Consider the following 17685-nt stretch of genomic DNA (forward strand, 5'->3'; position numbering starts at 1 on the left):
GCCTATGCAACCCACTAATCCAAACCAATTTACAGAGAAAGCCTGGGAAGCGATCGCCCATACCCCCGATATTGTGAAACAATATCAGCAACAACAGATTGAAAGCGAACACCTGATGAAGGCGCTGCTGGAACAAGAAGGTCTAGCCAGCGGGATTTTGACCAAAGCGGGTGTGAATTTGCAAAAAATCCGCGATCGCGCCGAACAATTTATTCAACGTCAGCCCAAGGTATCCGGTAGCAGCACTTCTGTCTACTTAGGACGCAGCTTGGATACTCTGTTAGACAGGGCGGACGCTTATCGCAAAGAATTTAAGGACGAATATATTTCTATTGAGCATTTATTGCTGGCTTATGCCAAAGATGACCGCTTTGGTAAAGGTATATTGCAAGAATTTGGTTTAGATGAAAGCAAACTAAAAAATATTATTAAACAAATTCGGGGGAGCCAGACAGTGACCGACCAAAATCCAGAAGGTAAATACCAATCCCTGGAAAAATACGGGCGCGATCTCACAGAAGCAGCACGTAAAGGTCAACTCGATCCGGTGATTGGGCGCGATGATGAAATTCGCCGCACGATTCAAATCCTTTCGCGTCGTACCAAGAATAACCCCGTTTTGATTGGCGAACCTGGTGTAGGTAAAACTGCGATCGCCGAAGGACTCGCCCAGCGTATCGTTGCCGGTGATGTTCCCCAATCCCTCAAAGACCGCAAGCTGATCGCTTTAGATATGGGTGCTTTGATTGCTGGGGCGAAATTCCGAGGAGAATTTGAAGAACGCCTGAAAGCAGTATTAAAAGAAGTTACCGAATCTGGCGGGAATATTGTTCTATTTATTGATGAAATTCATACTGTAGTTGGTGCTGGTGCAACTCAAGGCGCAATGGATGCGGGGAATTTATTAAAACCCATGCTAGCTAGAGGCGAGTTGCGCTGTATTGGGGCGACAACTTTAGATGAATATCGCAAATATATAGAAAAAGACGCCGCTTTAGAAAGACGCTTCCAGCAAGTTTATGTAGATCAGCCCAGCGTCGAAGATACTATCTCTATTTTGCGGGGGTTGAAAGAACGCTATGAAGTGCATCACGGGGTGAAGATTTCCGATAGTTCCCTAGTAGCTGCGGCGACATTATCGAGTCGTTATATTAGCGATCGCTTTTTACCAGATAAAGCCATTGACTTAGTAGACGAAGCCGCCGCTAGGCTGAAAATGGAAATTACTTCTAAGCCAGAAGAACTTGACGAAATCGATCGCAAGATTCTCCAACTAGAAATGGAAAAGCTATCTTTGCAAAAAGAAAGCGATTTAGCTTCTCGCGAACGGTTGGAAAGATTAGAGAAGGAACTTGCAGATCTCAAAGAAGAACAAAGAACCCTGAGTGCACAATGGCAATCAGAAAAGGATGTAATTACCAAAATTCAGGGTGTTAAGGAAGAAATCGACCGCGTAAACCTGGAAATTCAGCAAGCAGAACGGAATTACGACCTCAATCGGGCTGCTGAGTTAAAATACGGCAAATTAACCGATTTACATCGGAGATTAGAAGCTGCTGAAAATGAACTCACCCAAGCTCAAGGTACGGGTAAATCTCTGCTGCGGGAAGAAGTCACCGAAGCCGATATTGCGGAAATCATTTCTAAATGGACAGGAATTCCCATTAGTAAATTGGTGGAATCGGAAAAAGAAAAACTGCTGCATCTAGAAGATGAACTGCACCACCGAGTGATTGGACAAGATGAAGCCGTTACAGCTGTAGCCGATGCGATTCAGCGATCGCGTGCTGGTTTAGCCGATCCTAACCGTCCCATTGCTAGCTTTATCTTCCTCGGCCCCACAGGTGTCGGTAAAACCGAGTTAGCCAAAGCCTTAGCAGCATACATGTTCGATACCGAAGAAGCTTTGGTACGCATTGATATGTCGGAATACATGGAGAAGCACACAGTTTCTCGCTTAATTGGTGCGCCTCCCGGATATGTTGGTTACGAAGAAGGGGGACAACTCACTGAAGCTATTCGCCGTCGTCCCTATGCTGTGATTCTCTTTGATGAAATTGAGAAAGCACACCCCGATGTGTTTAACATCTTCCTGCAAATTCTCGATGATGGTCGCGTCACCGATGCCCAAGGTCATACAGTAGACTTCAAAAATGCGATTATTATCATGACTAGTAACATCGGTTCTCAATATATTCTCGATGTGGCTGGGGATGACATGCGCTATGACGAAATGCGCCATCGGGTATTGGAAGCGATGCGTAGTAGCTTCCGTCCAGAATTCCTCAACCGGATTGACGAGTTTATTATCTTCCACAGCTTGCAGAAGCGCGAACTCCGCCAGATTGTTATGCTACAAGCTGATAGATTGCGCCAAAGATTGAGCGATCGCAAAATGTCCCTGCGACTCTCGGATGCTGCCCTTGACTTTTTAGCCGAAGTTGGTTACGATCCCGTGTTTGGAGCGCGTCCATTAAAACGAGCAATTCAACGAGAATTAGAAACTCAAATTGCCAAAGCTATCTTGCGTGGCGAATTCCACGATGGTGATTCTATCTTTGTAGATGTGCAAAATGAACGCCTATCTTTCAGCCGCTTGCCGGTTGAGGTGTTTACTAGCTAATTTGGTTATCTATAACCGCAGACAAAGTAAAGACGCCAAGAATTCTTGGCGTCTTTGTTTGTTTTAAATACTGTGGGCGAATTTAAAGAGCAAGATAATACTGAATACGCCGTTGATATACCTAATCAACAATCAAAATTTTCACTCAAATAATTATAGAAATTATATTTTTTAATTACACATAAAAAATCACTTTATGCAAAATGTTCCCTACCACTATCGATTGTTAATCTTATTTTCATTGATGGGTTTAGTTATCGCCTATGACTACTGGCGTAATCCAACTAACCCGAAGAAATTTAAAGAATACTTGTTTTTAATTGTCTCCGGTTTAATCGGTGCAATATTTGGTATTATTAACGATCAAATTACCTGCACTCTTTCACCTGCTTACTTTTATTACTTCAAAAATGTCCCTTATGATTCTAGTTTTCGCTGGCAAGTAAGTAAGGTTGGATTTGAAGCAGGCTTTTTCGCAGGTTTTTTTAGCTACGGCATATTTTTAGTCATTAATCAGAGACGAAAGTTACCTTTGCCCCATCGTCAATTATTGAAAATGGCAAAATATCCTATTGCTTGGGCAATTGTGGTTGCTCCAATTACAGGATTGATATTTTATTATTTTCAGTTTCCCTTCTTGATCGAGCAAATTCAGCCAATCGCTGAACCGGCAGAAATTCCCAAGTTTATTTTGGTTTGGGGAATTCATATTGGACTTTATCTGGGTGCAGTTTTAGGAATTGTGCATGGCGCGGTAAAAATCCGCCGAAAATTGCTAGCATCCACATTATAAAATAGCCTTAAACATTCAATTTGATGATTGCAAAAATCTCAGTCAGATATTTCTAGTCTGAAGACTTTAGTAAATTTTTGTCAAAAAATATTCTACCATTGTAGTTAAAAATAAATTACGATATATTTTCCATAATCTTCCTTTTAATAGTTGACTATTTATACCTTGTTATGTTTTTCAAAATCAAACCTCCATAACTTTGACAAAAGTTTATGAGAAAATGAACCAAGCTGATTACAAGCTTCAAGATTCAGCCCGGAACTAGATTTGATTTTCATGTAGTTGTTATTACATTAAAAAATTTTCATCAAAGGAGAAAGATATTGTATGTCCTTAGAACAGGTAAAGGCTTTTTATGACCTTTTAACATCAGACCCAACAATTTACGACCAATATTCTAAAAAGTGCTGTAATCAAGGATTTTTTGGCAGTTACCATTGGGATAAAACAAAAATTGTCAAATTTGCCGCTACTCATGGCTATAACTTTAATGAAAATGAACTCGACCAAATATGGTTTGACAGCGAGTCCAGCAGTGCAGACAATTCTCTAAATCTGGCGTAATCTGCCAATTTTGTTGATTTGAAAATTATATTGACGGTTCACGGTTGTGGCTACTTAGTAGTTTGCCACATTAATTGTGATGATTTCCTAGTCAGCGCAGACCCAAAGAATTATTCATCATCATTAATGTGGCAGATAGCTAAGCATTTAAAATGAAGAACCTGCTTGCTTTAAAAACTCTATTTCCTCTGGAGTTGAAGCGCGTCCTAAAATCAAATTGCGATGGGGAAACCGCCCAAAACGCTCAATTATTTCCATGTGTTTAAAAGCGGACTTAATGGCGATCGCGCTTTCTCCATCGTGACTGATTTGCTGAAATAGCTTCACGCAGCGTCGCTGATCCTCAAGGTTTTCGCTATGTTCAAAGGGTAAGTAAATAAACCAGCGTTGCACAGGCAGGAATTCACGATCATAACCTTTAGCTACAGCTTGCTGTGCTACTGAAAGTGCTTCCCAGTCAGTAGCAAAAGCTTGAGGCGTTCCGCGAAACATATTTCGCGGAAATTGATCTAGCAGCAGAATCAATGCTAGACAGCTTTGTGATGAATCCACCCATTCGTCTAATAATCCTGCTGCGGCCTTTTCGTAAGCTTCTAGAAAGCGACTTGTCAATTCCCGATCGAAATCCGGTGTTGCTTTAAACCAAAAATCTCTGAGTTTACCGTAACCTGGTTCATCGGGATGACCAAACCAGAATTCCAAAATAGCTTTTGCCTGTGACATTGCTGTTATTGACCCTTACAAAGAACTTGTCGCATTTTACGCATATTCGCAGGTAACTCAAAGTTCATTGCTTGTTGAATAAAAACCGAAGGAATCAAAAGGTTGGGAGTAGCGCTCACATTATAAGCCAGCATTGTCCCATTACCGCAATCTTGCAATTCTAAATTGGCTTTAAAGTCCTCAAAAGTCCCTTTTTCCATGCGGAATTGAATTTGCTGTCCCAGCACTTCCACAACATTCAAGTAAATTTCTACTTGGGCTGTGAAAAAGAAAAAGGCTTTTTGTGCTGCTTGATATAGACGCTTCACGTCACCTTTTGACAAAACCTCACTTCTGGTAATGTCTGGAAAATACTGTACCCAACGCGGATAGTCTGTCAATTGCTGCCATACTTGCGATCGCACTAGTGGTACATACATCCAAGCTGTAACAGCACCACCCCAAGCTGTGTGCGATTCTGTTTTCACTAAAATTTCACCCTGCATGAGCAACTTTTGCTCGTTTTGACTCCAAGGCATATCTGAACCTTTAATAAATGAGTCTGAAATATAAGACGCAGACATATTAATTTCCATTACTCCTCAAATCATCCGCCTAAGATGGTTTAAACTCCGAATCATTTAACTGAATCGAGTCTAGTCCATTAAATTCTAGTTCCACTTACCTAAATAAAATTTCCGGAAATAGTAATTTATCGGTAAATATTTGATGAATATAGGGAAAAATATGTCCTTATTATGAAAGAAATTTAAAGATAAAGATGGGGATACTTTTATCCGCTACGTGTCTGATTGTCATTTATACCGAAGGCAATAGGTAATAATCATTTGCTATTCGCTTGTTTGCCCTCGTTTTCTCCTTGGGTGTCTCCTTGCTCGCTTGTAGCAATTGGCATAATGGTATATATATTGAAACTGACTGCGAACCACTGACAAAATCAAGAGTTCTGCAAGTAGTCTAGAGATTTTTTACCTATGAGAAATTCAGCTAAAAAACTGAATTTCTACAAGATAGAATGGCACAAACATCATCAAATATGCAAGTTAGATTTGTCAACTATTTAGATTAGAGGCAAAATACATGAGTCAGTCTTCTTTAAATCGTAGATTAACCCAAATTTTCGGTATCCTTCTAGGCATAGGTATAGCCGTATGGTTACTGAGAGGTTTCGGTCTGGTAACTTTTATTCCCGGCGGTATTATTTGGCTATTATTGCTAGGAGCGATCGCTATTGGCATTCTCAGCTATGTGCAAAAGACCTGGTGGCGTTTTTAACATTCGTGAACTAAGAAAGCAATAACTGTTGATTGTGGTTCAGAGTATATATAGTCAAGCAAATCACCAATTCTCTGGGGGAAGTACAATGGCAAAGTATATCTGTACTATATGCGGCTATGAATACGATCCAGAACTAGGCGATACAGATGGTGGAATAGAACCAGGCACAGCTTTTGAAGATATCCCAGAAAATTGGGTCTGTCCAATTTGTGGAGCCACAAAAGATGAATTTGAAGTAGAAGAGTAAAGCAGCAAATCCCACAATCAAACAAAAAAATCTTTCTTCCCATGCCCAATACCCCATGACGCCAGTTGCTTCAAGTCGGCAAAGTCGCCCAACGCACTGGCTCTCCCATGCCCCATACCCATTTTCAAGCTAGCCTAGTAAAGTAGGTGCTATTGAGATAGTTTTTAACTTGTTGCCATTGAAGATTGTTGTTATTGGGGGTGGGGCTGCGGGATTTTTTGGCGCGATCGCTTGTGCTAGAGTCAATCCTGATGCTCAAGTTATTTTAGTAGAAGCCAGCCGCCAACCACTAGCGAAAGTTCGGATTTCTGGCGGGGGACGCTGTAATGTGACTCACGCCTGTTTTGAAGCGGAAAGATTAGTACAAAACTATCCCAGAGGTGGGAAACCGCTGTTGGGCGCTTTTACTCGCTTTCAAGCTCAAGATACCATAGCTTGGTTTGCGGCTCAGGGAGTCCAGCTAAAAACCGAAGCCGACGGAAGGATGTTTCCCATCACTGATAATTCGGAAACGATTGTTGAGTGTTTGATGGATGCAGCGCAAGCATCTGGAGTAGAATTGCGCATTGGGACACCTGTTGTTAAAGTAAAACGCCAAACCGAGACAGCAGGGTTTGAGATTGTACTGAAATCGGGAGAAGTACTAAAGTGCGATCGCATTTTACTCGCCACAGGTAGCAGCATAGCAGGTCATAAAATCGCCCAAGATTTAGGTCATAAAATTGAAGCGCCAGTACCTTCTTTGTTTACCTTCAATATTCCCGATCCTAAGTTGCGGGGATTAGCAGGAATTAGTGTGAACCCTGTCAAGTTGCGCTTATCAACTAATAGTAAACCGCCACTAGAACAAACAGGAGCATTATTAATTACCCATTGGGGTTTAAGTGGCCCTGCTGTTCTCAAACTTTCCGCTTGGGGTGCGCGAGTTTTACATCAAAATCGCTACCAAACTAAATTATTGATTAATTGGCTGCCAGAATTCCAGCAAGAAGAAGTACGGCAAAAAATCCTCGCTGTTAAGACTGAATGGGGTAAGCGGCCGATTATGCTACATCGAGGTGTAGACTTACCTCATCGCTTATGGCAATACATTCTCACCCGTGTTGGTATCACCACAGAAGAGCGTTGGGCAGAATTGCCTAATAAAATGCTCAATAAATTAGTAGCAGAACTAACTCAAGGAGAGTACACAATTACAGGTAAAGGCGTTTTCAAAGAAGAGTTTGTCACCTGTGGCGGTGTCAATCTTAAAGAAGTCAATTTCAAAACAATGGAAAGCAAGTTAGTTCCAGGTTTGTACTTTGCTGGCGAAGTCTTAGATATTGATGGTGTGACTGGTGGGTTTAACTTCCAAAGTGCTTGGACTACCGCCTATTTAGCTGGTAGCGCTATGGGAATTAAGCCAAAGAATTAAGCGATTACTTTACTCTGTGTTTTCTGTGCCCTCTGCGGTTACTTTTTTTGAACCACAGAGAACGCAGAGGACACAGAGATGAGTTTAACAATTCCCTAACAGTTTTATTTGATTGGTTATAAAAATGAAAATTTGGCAAGCTGATTTTTACCGCAGTCCACAACAAAATACTACCGGACAAAATATCTGGGAGTTGTTAATTTGCGATCCGACTCGCAGCTTAGAGTATGTAGCTAGCTGTCCGCAAAAAGAAGCGAATTCAACTTGGCTGACTAGTCAAATTCAACTAGCAGCAGGTGAACAAATACCGGATGTAATTCAAGTTTTTCGCCCGCAATCTTTGAGTTTAATGGAGGCGGCTGGGCGTAATTTAGGTATTAGAGTCGAATCTACCCGCAAGACGTTAGCACTCAAGCAGTGGTTACAAGAAAAACAGTATTCCACAGTTGTAGATAAACCACCACCTGTACCTTTACCAGAAAATCTTTGGGGGGAACAATGGCGGTTTGTAACTTTGAGTGCTGGAGATGTAGAAACAGCATTTAGCGATCGCCCTATTCCTATTCTCCATCTACCAGAGTCTCTCAAACCCCTGAATCTCGGTTTACCATCAACAGCCGCAATTCCTGGTGTCATCATTTACGGTGGGAGACAATCGATGCGTTTATCCCGGTGGTTACACGAAGCTCGTCCCGTAGAGTTGAATTATGTAGCTGGTGCGCCTGATGGCTTGGTGTTAGAAGCCGGTTTAGTCGATAGGTGGATTGTGGCGACTTTTGAAGATGCAGAAGTTGCTACTGCCGCTAGACTTTATCAACAGCGTCAACAACAAAGTCGCGGACTACACTTTTTGTTAGTGCAACCAGACGATTCTGGGATGACTTACAGTGGATTTTGGTTGTTGCAAGCAGAAGGAGACATTGTTTAACGTGGTTCCGAAGGTTAGCGTTACCCACTTGCCCAATGCCCAATGCCCAATGCCCAATGCCCAATGCCCAGTGCCCAATGCCCCATACATAAAAAACCCCGCAACATCACAAAAGTTGGTGCGGGGAATATGGATGAGAAATAGCCAGAATATTTACGAAGCTAAAGCTACTTCTACTAATTGCTGTAATTCGCCTTTTTGATAAAGTTCAATGAGAATATCTGAACCGCCAATGAATTCGCCATCAATATACACTTGGGGAATTGTCGGCCAGTTGGAATATTCTTTAATTCCTTGACGAATTTCTGCATCGGAGAGAACATCATAAGTCTCGAAGGGAACACCCAAAGTATTAAGAATCTGCACAACGTTGTTGGAGAAACCACATTGAGGCATTAACTTGTTTCCCTTCATGAAAACAAAAATCTTGTTTTGTTTTACTAAGTTGTCAATTTTTGCTTGGAGTTCTGGCGTCATGGTTTTGTTTCCTGCTTTTGCTTATAGTCTAGAGGAGCCAGCGCCTGTAGCGATGCCTGCGGCGGGCTACGCCTACGCAATTTAAGGCGGCTGACATTCAACAGTCAGTATTAAACTACTAAGAAGCGGCTGTTGTCTGCCAAGCTTCGGGAGTATAGGTTTTGATTGCCAGTGCATGAATCGCTTCAGTTGACATAGCTTGCCGCAATGCACCGTACACTAGCTGATGTTGTTGCACCAGTCTCTTGCCTGCAAACTGCGATGAAACTACTGTTACTTGATAGTGGTCACCACCACCAGTCAAATCTTGCACCTGAACTTGGGCGTCTGGCAGTTCCGCTGTGATCATTGCCTCAACCTGCTGCGGACTAATCATCGCAATTCCTGAAAAAACTTCTTTTCTATTATTAACAGATAGAGAGCGATCGCCTTTCACCGTTGCCAGTTTTGCTCAGGTTAAGGGCTAAGGCACTCTAAGCACTTGTTGTTGAGAATGCCTCAACGGACTATAGATAATTACATCCTACCATTAAGGCATTGCCAGCCATAGCATCCCATCACAGGGAATCTTGGCATTTGTTGATTTATTTTTGGGAAGATGAACTCCCACCTTGGCGGGGATAGGGTGCATCTACAAAACCTAACTCATATAGCTGTTGATAAGCTTTTTTGCCTAAATCTCTTGTGGGGTTTTGACTCTTGATAATTTGGATCAGCAAGGGTACGGCTAATTCTGATTGATTTTGAGCGCGATGTACTAATGCCAGCCTATAGGTAGCTTCATCTCGCAGTTGGGCGGTATCTCGCGCTTTTTGACGCTGAGACTCAGAAACTCTATTATCAATTCCCGAAAAACTAGCATTCAGATCCTGATAAAAATTAGACAGCTGATTAAAAACCTGACGTGCTTCTTGGAGTTTCTTGGCAGCTACATCATATTTTTGGGCAGATACAGCAGCTTCAGCTTCTTTTAGCAGACGCTGTCCATTATCAATGCTCAATAGCGTAGTATTTTGCGCTACAGGACGCAGATTATTCGGATTGTTGGGGTCAATAGGTTGTGCTTGATTATTGTTTGGTAAATTGATTTGCTGAGCATGAGTAGGTGATAGCAGACTGAGGGTTGCTATGAGCGATAAAGAAGTGAAGCTAATCCAGGGAACAGCAACGGCTAGGTTCATGGGATCAATTCGTGCGACAAAATATATAAAAAGCAAATGGAAACTTCGGGTATCTTAACTCTGTTTTTGTCTGTGACCAAGCAAAGTAACATTCCAGTTTCTCTGTTTTAGACTGAAAATCAGGCTAATTGAGTTCCCTCAGCTTTTAATCATAGTATCTAAAAGTGTTCCTATGAACGATACCGATAATTCTGCAAATTCTCCCAATCCAGTTATTCCAGCTAGCAATCTGGGATTAGTATTACAACGCGGTGGAGAAGAATTAATTTTAGAAAAGGCTGTAGATCGTTTCACCGTGCGTTTGGTTGGCGATCGCTCTCCCCAGGAATTATCTGGGATTAGTTGGGGTACTTGGCAACGCAGCATTCCCCAAGCCAGGCTAGAACTTTTTATAGTAGCAGCCAATCAGTTAGAAACGGCGATGTCCCAAGCCCGTGCTGATAATAATGTTGCTTTTGCTAGCCATATTTATAAGCTTAAAGATAATCCGGGGACTTATGTTTATCTGAATGACCAAATTACAATTCAATTTGCTTCTGATATAGATAATCCCAGGATAAATGCCCTCACAACTACATTTAACTTAGTCCAAGACAAACCAGTGCTGGGTTTGCCTAATACTTTTGTATTTGCTGTCAGTAAACAAGCCACAGAAAATCCCATTAAAATAGCAAATCAATTGCAATTACGTCAGGAAGTATTAGCTGCTGAACCTAATATTTTGGTGCGTCAAGAAACTCACTATAAACCCCGCGATCCGCTTTACGCCCAGCAATGGTATCTCAACCATAATGGTGGTAATCAATTAGCAGTTGGTTCGCATATTTCTATAGAAAAAGCTTGGGATATCACTCGCGGTGTCCGTTCTGTAGTTGTCGCTGTAGTTGATGATTCTTTTGATTTGAACCATCCCGATTTTCAAGGTAGCGGTAAAATTGTCGCTCCTAGAGATTTAAAAGAAAATGATTTTTTACCTTTACCTAATGAAGAGGAAACTAGCCACGGAACAGCTTGTGCGGGTATAGCTGTAGCCGAAGAAAATGGTAAAGGGATCGTCGGGGTGGCTCCTGGTTGTGCTTTAATGCCAATTCGTACCACTGGGTTTTTAGATGATGAATCCATTGAAGATATCTTCAATTGGGCAATAGACAAAGGCGCTAGTGTAATTTCTTGCAGCTGGGGCGCATCGGCTGTTTATTTCCCCTTGTCTTTGCGTCAACGCGCGGCGATTACTCGCGCGGCTACAAAAGGGCGCAAGGGTAAGGGTTGTGTGGTTTTATTTGCGGCGGGAAATGCTAACCGCCCAATTGACGGGACTATTAACGAGCGCAATTGGCCGAAGAATCTACTATCAGGTAATACAGATTGGTTAAGTGGTTTTACGGTACATGCTGATGTAATGGCGATCGCGGCAAGTACTAGTTTGAATAAAAAATCAGCTTATAGCAATTGGGGTAATAATATTGCTGTATGTGCGCCGAGTAACAATGCGCCACCGGGAATGTGGTTTCAGGAAACGGGGTTTATGGAAACTCAACCCGCGATCGCTACTTCTCTTTCTGGCTTAGGAATGCTGACTAGCGATCAATTAGGAGTCGCAGGTTACGATCAAGGCGATTTTACCCGCAACTTTGGCGGTACTTCTGCGGCAACACCTGTAGTCGCTGGTGTGGCAGGACTCATTTTGTCAGCAAATCCTGACTTAACTGCCCAACAAGTCAGACGGATATTACAAGAAACCACAGATAAAATTGTAGACACCGATCCTGACCCCCAATTGGGTTTTCGTAAAGGTACTTACGATAGTAACGGTCATTCCCAATGGTTTGGTTATGGCAAAGTGAATGCAGCTAAAGCCGTGCAACTAGCACAGCAAATGCGAACGGGGATATCAACTCCAAGCAAGCAAATTCAGGGCAGAAATAATAGCCCCCTAGGGATTCCCGATAATAATCGTCAGGGAATCAAAAGCGCGATCGCTATTTCCGAAGCCAGTATCATCCAAGATATTCAAGTAACAGTTAATATCACCCACGATTTTTTAGGTGATTTAGAAATTTATTTAATTGCACCCAATAATCAACAAGTTTTGTTACAAAATCGCACCTTAGGGCGACGGACTACTTTACAAACAACATACACAATGCGATCGCAACCAACCCTCAAACAACTGCTTTCTTCCTCAACTAAAGGACGTTGGCAACTGTGGCTAGTTGATTACGTACCCCAGGATGTTGGTCAATTGAATAGTTGGGAACTCAGTTTGAGTGTTTAATTATTGGGCATTGGGCATTGGGCATTGGGCACTTGTACTGAGCGAAGTCGTACCCTACGGGAAGCAAGCTACGCGGAGCGTCTCGCAGAGAAGTATTGGACATTGATATTTTTTACAACTGACAACTGACAACTGACTAAATTAAGAATTAGGCATTTGTGCAAATGTATGATTAGCAATTTCTGTTTCTGCGTGGCTGAGTTGTTGTAAAACTTTGGCTAGATCGCTAGTTAAGCATTTAGCATTTTGTTTGAGAGAACCATGATTGTAATCTGCAACTTTGATGGATGAACCGATGTGAATTATGACATCAGTACCCCAGTTGGGATAACTTTGGCTGTAATTGATACTAATAGGGATAATCTTAACTCCTAAATCTGGCTGGCTAGATTCTGCACTTAAAGCTAAACGTGCGATTCCTGGCTTTAAGGGGTGAACTTCGCCATCACGGTAAATTCCACCTTCGGGGAAAATCACTAAGGTTTTTCTCTGCTGAAGCAGATCGACACCATGCCGTAAGGTCGTAATTGACGGATGTTTAGGATCTACAGGAAAGCCTCCTAAGCGCCGGACAAACCAACCCTGCAATCCTTTGCATTCGCTACTGGTGACCATAAATCGCAAGTCTTTTTTTCTATTACAAGCGATCGCAGCATAAGGTACAAGCAATGCATCCCAACGCGCACGGTGGGTAGGTGCGAGAATTATCGGCCCGGATTCAGGAATATTTTCTTGACCAAGAATTTGAATATGCCCAAAGAATGACGGTATCAGAAAGTACCGTCCTAATAGATACGCCACAGGCGCTAACCAAGAAGAAACCCGTGAAGTCTTAGCGGTAGTATTAGCCACCTGGGTGTGGGCGCGAGTATTTGCGAGTTTTTGCTCAGAGGTAGGAGTAGCAGGGTAAATGTCCATCATGCTGGTAACTGCCGATTGCCTGGTAAAATGTGACGAAATCTTGATTAGTTACACCGTAAATTCTCTTTCATAACTTGTGTCGTACCTATTGGACAGTTTCGTCTCTGTCTGCTAATTTCGCTTATGACGTTTGGTAGCAAACCAAGCTTGCAATTGCTGACGACAAGCAGACTCTAAAACACCTCCAATGACTTTGAGGCGGTGATTAGAGGCTGCACTGTCGGGGATGTTGGTAACAGTACGAATTGCACCAGTTTTGGTATCGTCTACTCCATACACCAGCAATCCCACACGGGCGTGTATAATGGCACCTGCACACATTGGGCAAGGTTCCAAAGTTACGTAAAGTGTGCATTGATTGAGATGCCAATTTTGTAAATTCTTCGCAGCTGCCCTCAAGGCAATAATTTCTGCGTGCGCGGTAGGGTCTTTGTCTCGTTCTTTGCGGTTTTCACCTTCTGCAAGCAAATTGCCCGCAGCATCAATGATCACTGCACCTACAGGTACTTCCCCGGCTTCACCGGTTGCTTGTGCTAATTCTAAGGCACGACTCATCCATTGTCGGTGGACAAGATATTCTGGGTATTCAATTAACATGAGATTATTGCTAATTATTCTCTATAACCCAAAGATCAGCATGATTAATAGTCACTGAAGTGACTTTGATAGCCCTCAAGAGTTGCTAAGGGTTAGCATGACAAAGCCCATCTTAGCGGGCTAATTTGATGTTTATTTGCTGTTCTAACTGGGAGTATTCAAATAGCCTGGAGGCGAAACTTTTGAATTTAAACGGCTTTTTGCGCTAATAGTGGATCGAGATGACCTTGAGTATCCAATTGATAAAGGTCATCACAGCCACCAACATGTTGATTATTAATAAAAATTTGGGGAACTGTGCGGCGTCCGTTAGCTCTTTGTGCCATTTTGGCTCTAGCAGTTTCGTCACCGTCTATTTTGTATTCTTGGAATTGAACACCTTTCCACCAAAGTAGCATTTTAGCGCGGATACAGTAAGGGCAAGTTTGCCAAGTGTAGATTTCAACGTTAGCTTTAACTCGCTCTGGATGACGGTTGAATAAAGGATTGAGAAAATTTAGCATATTTGCATATTATCGCTTTTTACGAATTTTCTCTAGCTTAAGTTATTTGTCACAGGTAATTTTTCATCACCTGGAGAGCATAACCCAATTTGCCAAGGTTTTGAGATGATTATCGCTCGATAAATAATCAGTGAATGCCTACATTAGTGCTGATATAATTAAAACTTGCATACCAATTAAGCACCAATTTGGATGTGTTTTGCAATACAGAGTTTTCCCAGTAAAAAGGCTACTTATACTTGACCTGAATCGCACTTATACTTGGTTTACTGAAGCCATAGTCTGAACTTTGATCGGAATTTCAATGACAAACTTTGTACCTTTGCCTAGTGCAGAGTCACAACGAATCTTACCGCCATGCTTCTGAGTCACAATTTGATAGCTCATAAATAAACCTAACCCAGTACCTTTGCCAACAGGTTTGGTGGTAAAGAAAGGATCGAATATGTTAGAACAAATCTCTTGAGCAATCCCAGTACCATTGTCAGAAATCGTAATCATTACTTGGTTTATATCTATTTGACAAGTATGAATACAGATGGCATCAATTTTAGCTGAAACTTCTGTAGCTAAATGCCCCTGATGAGATTCTTCTAATGCATCAATAGCATTACTTAAAATATTGAGAAACACTTGGTTGAGGGAGCCAGCATCACATTCAACTAGTGGTAACTGACCATAATCTTTAATTATCTGGATTTGTGGGCGAGTTGCTGTGGCTTGCAATCGGTGTTGCAGAATTACTAAGGTACTATCAATTCCTTGATGAATGTCTACCGCTTTCCATTCTGTTTCATCTAAACGAGAGAAGTTCCTTAATGATAAGACTATAGTGAGAATGCGCTCGGTACCCATACTCATGGAGTTAAGAATTTTCTTCACATCTGACTGTAAAAATTCAAGGTCAAGTTGCTCCAATTTTGCACGCAAGGCTTGAGGTGGATTTGGATAATATTGTTGATAAGTTTGTAATGCTGTGAGTAAATCGTGGATATACTCAGAAAGGTGAATTAAGTTGCCATGAATAAAATTGACTGGGTTATTGATTTCATGGGCAACTCCTGCGACCATCTGTCCTAATGCTGACATTTTTTCACTATGAAGCATCTGTAATTGAGTCTTTTTCAGTGTTTTTAGAGTTTGCTTCAAAGTTGTATTCTTTTCATTCAATTCTTCGGTTCGCTGTTGTACTCGCACTTCTAAAGTTTCATTAGTTCTGGCTAATTCGGCAAAGGCTAAACGCAACTTAGTTTCTGCTTGTGCTCGTTCTGCAATTGTTGCTGTTAGTACAAGAATAGTAAGTGTAATCACAGCAATAAATAATTGCAATTGCAACAAAGATTGATTGAGATCCTGAGTTACAAACCCACCTTTACCATTAACAGTAGCAATGACAGCGATCGCTGCCACAATAAAAGTTAATAAGGTTGCACCCAGTTGTCCCAGTCGAAAAGCAGACCAAATTAACATAGGAATCAACATATACTCCAGGTGATATCCTTGAGCAAAAGCAATGTCACCAATGAATATTACCAACCCCATGAGGAAAATTGGCTCTACGACAACAAAGCAGAATTTTAAACGATGAGGAAAATGTTCAAAATTTTCTGATGTTGAAGTGAGTGGTAACCATTGCCAAATTTGGGGATTTTTTTGCCTGAATTGCTGCCAACTCAGCAAAATTGGCGTAACTATTACAATTCCCGAAACGTTAGAAATCCACCAGGTTAACCAAACTTTACCATAGGCTATCCAGGGAACTTTACCACTCAACACTAAGCAAGCGACGCCAACAGTTGCATTGATTGTCGGCCCCACCATGCCAGTTAAAATTAAAAATTTGAATACATCGGTGACACGTTCTAAGGGATATCGCAAATTGATAGCTTTTCGTAGCAGTAAGGCACCGAATAAAGTCCCAAGGGTGGTGCCGATGGCAATTAACAGAACCGGTACTGAGGAAGTCACTAGGGATAAGAAACTGGTTGGATCTCTAAATGCCCAAAAGTTGGCGAAAAATGAACCCAACAACACACCGTAGCCCATCCAATTGCCAAACAACAAAACAGCCCCAGTCGCAATTCCATCGGGAGGCCAAACTGGAGTCACATCCTGAGGTGTGGAAGCTAGATAACGGGATATTTCCGCCATTCCATAGTAGGCGATCGCTAAAACAATGATGCATCCAATTTGCTTGAGCCTCTGAGGAAATATAGGGGATCTTTGTTGAATCATCCGTTTTGTGGCTGCTTCATCTTAACTTTGTTTTCTCAACATAGAATGCCCTTTTCTGTAAAAATAAGAACATTAAACAGCTATGAAAGTAGTTAAGAAAGAGTTTGAAAGCAACCGAACTAAAGCGCTTCACTATCCATTAATGCCTTATTTTGTATGCAAAATAGCATATTATTCGTCTATTTGCGTAAGGTAGTAAAGACACTGATTTTTTTTGGATACATAAAAATTCAATATTGCAGTATTAATGCTTAACTCGATAGCAATGGCATTAACTCAATCGAGAATTATTCAGCGCATAGGGGTGGGAACCCACTTTTGGAAAGTTTCGAGATGATTCCAATAGGCTAAATAACCAGTAAATGCCCAAATCAATGCCGCTATAATTAACACTGCTACGCCAATTAACCGCCAAGTGCGGTTTGTTTTCCAATAGAGAGTTGGTGCAGCACATACGCCACTCAAACCAGTGAGAATAAAGCCGATTCCCGACATTAATGGTTGCTGTGTCATCCCTAAGTTGATGATGCGAATACCAATAACAATTGCAACTAAACCAGCGAAGAAAGCGTAAATTGCTACTGTGACTAAATCCCAACCTAAAGAAAGAGCGATCGCACTACTAATAAACAAAATGCCAAATAAAACGGTCGTTTCCCCAAAAGCAATGTTAAAACTACCCCTAATGGGCCAAGTAAAAGTCATGTGTAAGCCAGTTGTCAATGCGATCGCCCCTGTAATCCCAAAACCAGGAACCCAGCGTTTCTGGCGATCACTATCTATCCCGCGATATACGTAATCTGCTAGTAAAAATAAACCAGCTACCATATTGATTAACATTAGGGTGATGTAGTCAATAAACACGTTTTACCTCTCAATAGTTTCTAGTTTAAAAATATACTTTTGCATAATCTGAATAATTCGTA

Annotated in this window: 18 protein-coding genes; 8 read left to right on the plus strand and 10 right to left on the minus strand. The window is 41.6% G+C overall.

What is annotated here, in order from left to right; genetic code table 11:
- Positions 1-4: 4 nt before the first annotated feature.
- From clpB to H6G41_RS15130, 3 genes are all read left to right on the plus strand, one after another.
- Entirely contained in the window at positions 5-2623 is a 2619-nt protein-coding gene (clpB, locus tag H6G41_RS15120; RefSeq protein WP_190747005.1) for an ATP-dependent chaperone ClpB, read from the plus strand.
- 196 nt (positions 2624-2819) lie between these two features.
- Entirely contained in the window at positions 2820-3416 is a 597-nt protein-coding gene (locus H6G41_RS15125; protein ID WP_190747006.1) for a hypothetical protein, read from the plus strand.
- A 327-nt stretch (positions 3417-3743) separates the two neighbouring features.
- The gene (locus tag H6G41_RS15130) at positions 3744-3980 is read left to right on the plus strand and encodes a Nif11-like leader peptide family natural product precursor (RefSeq protein WP_190747007.1); all 237 of its coding nucleotides are present in this window, start codon (positions 3744-3746) and stop codon (positions 3978-3980) included.
- Positions 3981-4127: 147 nt separating this feature from the next.
- Here the strand turns inward: H6G41_RS15130 and H6G41_RS15135 are convergent, their stop codons facing one another.
- A complete protein-coding gene (locus H6G41_RS15135) occupies positions 4128-4703 on the minus strand; it encodes a DUF924 family protein (RefSeq protein ID WP_190747008.1) in 576 nt (191 codons plus the stop codon).
- A 5-nt stretch (positions 4704-4708) separates the two neighbouring features.
- On the minus strand, positions 4709-5266 hold the full coding sequence (locus H6G41_RS15140) for an SRPBCC family protein (RefSeq protein ID WP_190747009.1): 558 nt from the start codon (positions 5264-5266) through the stop codon (positions 4709-4711).
- A 517-nt stretch (positions 5267-5783) separates the two neighbouring features.
- On the opposite strand from H6G41_RS15140, the gene H6G41_RS15145 reads away from it, so the two are divergent.
- From H6G41_RS15145 to H6G41_RS15160, 4 genes are all read left to right on the plus strand, one after another.
- Positions 5784-5978 carry a hypothetical protein gene (locus tag H6G41_RS15145; RefSeq protein WP_190747010.1) on the plus strand — a complete coding sequence of 65 codons (195 nt, stop codon included), beginning with the start codon at positions 5784-5786 and terminating at the stop codon, positions 5976-5978.
- Between the two features lie 88 nt (positions 5979-6066).
- A complete protein-coding gene (rd, locus tag H6G41_RS15150; protein WP_190747011.1) occupies positions 6067-6228 on the plus strand; it encodes a rubredoxin in 162 nt (53 codons plus the stop codon).
- 169 nt (positions 6229-6397) lie between these two features.
- Positions 6398-7642, plus strand: coding sequence for an NAD(P)/FAD-dependent oxidoreductase (locus H6G41_RS15155; protein WP_190747012.1), 1245 nt, complete (start codon positions 6398-6400; stop codon positions 7640-7642).
- A gap of 124 nt (positions 7643-7766) precedes the next feature.
- The gene (locus tag H6G41_RS15160; protein ID WP_190747013.1) at positions 7767-8570 is read left to right on the plus strand and encodes a Tab2/Atab2 family RNA-binding protein; all 804 of its coding nucleotides are present in this window, start codon (positions 7767-7769) and stop codon (positions 8568-8570) included.
- A gap of 153 nt (positions 8571-8723) precedes the next feature.
- On the opposite strand, the gene grxD is transcribed toward H6G41_RS15160, so the two are convergent.
- The 3 genes from grxD to H6G41_RS15175 all read right to left on the minus strand — a co-directional run bounded on the left by grxD (position 8724) and on the right by H6G41_RS15175 (position 10228).
- Entirely contained in the window at positions 8724-9047 is a 324-nt protein-coding gene (gene grxD / locus H6G41_RS15165; protein WP_190747014.1) for a Grx4 family monothiol glutaredoxin, read from the minus strand.
- Between the two features lie 118 nt (positions 9048-9165).
- Positions 9166-9423: a BolA family protein gene (locus tag H6G41_RS15170; RefSeq protein ID WP_190747062.1), complete on the minus strand. Its 258-nt coding sequence runs from the start codon at positions 9421-9423 to the stop codon at positions 9166-9168.
- Positions 9424-9631: 208 nt separating this feature from the next.
- Complete coding sequence (locus H6G41_RS15175; RefSeq protein WP_190747015.1) at positions 9632-10228, minus strand: hypothetical protein; 597 nt, start codon at positions 10226-10228, stop codon at positions 9632-9634.
- Between the two features lie 172 nt (positions 10229-10400).
- On the opposite strand from H6G41_RS15175, the gene H6G41_RS15180 reads away from it, so the two are divergent.
- On the plus strand, positions 10401-12503 hold the full coding sequence (locus tag H6G41_RS15180; protein ID WP_190747016.1) for a S8 family serine peptidase: 2103 nt from the start codon (positions 10401-10403) through the stop codon (positions 12501-12503).
- Between the two features lie 141 nt (positions 12504-12644).
- Here the strand turns inward: H6G41_RS15180 and H6G41_RS15185 are convergent, their stop codons facing one another.
- The 5 genes from H6G41_RS15185 to H6G41_RS15205 all read right to left on the minus strand — a co-directional run bounded on the left by H6G41_RS15185 (position 12645) and on the right by H6G41_RS15205 (position 17623).
- A complete protein-coding gene (locus tag H6G41_RS15185; RefSeq protein ID WP_190747017.1) occupies positions 12645-13424 on the minus strand; it encodes a 1-acyl-sn-glycerol-3-phosphate acyltransferase in 780 nt (259 codons plus the stop codon).
- A gap of 111 nt (positions 13425-13535) precedes the next feature.
- Positions 13536-14021, minus strand: a complete 486-nt coding sequence (tadA, locus tag H6G41_RS15190) for a tRNA adenosine(34) deaminase TadA (RefSeq protein ID WP_190747018.1) — start codon at positions 14019-14021, stop codon at positions 13536-13538.
- A 188-nt stretch (positions 14022-14209) separates the two neighbouring features.
- Positions 14210-14524, minus strand: a complete 315-nt coding sequence (gene grxC / locus H6G41_RS15195; RefSeq protein ID WP_190747019.1) for a glutaredoxin 3 — start codon at positions 14522-14524, stop codon at positions 14210-14212.
- 255 nt (positions 14525-14779) lie between these two features.
- Complete coding sequence (locus H6G41_RS35125; protein WP_190747020.1) at positions 14780-16759, minus strand: MASE1 domain-containing protein; 1980 nt, start codon at positions 16757-16759, stop codon at positions 14780-14782.
- Positions 16760-17050: 291 nt separating this feature from the next.
- The gene (locus H6G41_RS15205) at positions 17051-17623 is read right to left on the minus strand and encodes a DUF981 family protein (RefSeq protein ID WP_190747021.1); all 573 of its coding nucleotides are present in this window, start codon (positions 17621-17623) and stop codon (positions 17051-17053) included.
- Between the last annotated feature and the right edge of the window lie 62 nt (positions 17624-17685).

Source organism: Tolypothrix sp. FACHB-123, assembly GCF_014697075.1.
In the GTDB taxonomy this organism is placed as follows: domain Bacteria; phylum Cyanobacteriota; class Cyanobacteriia; order Cyanobacteriales; family Nostocaceae; genus Aulosira.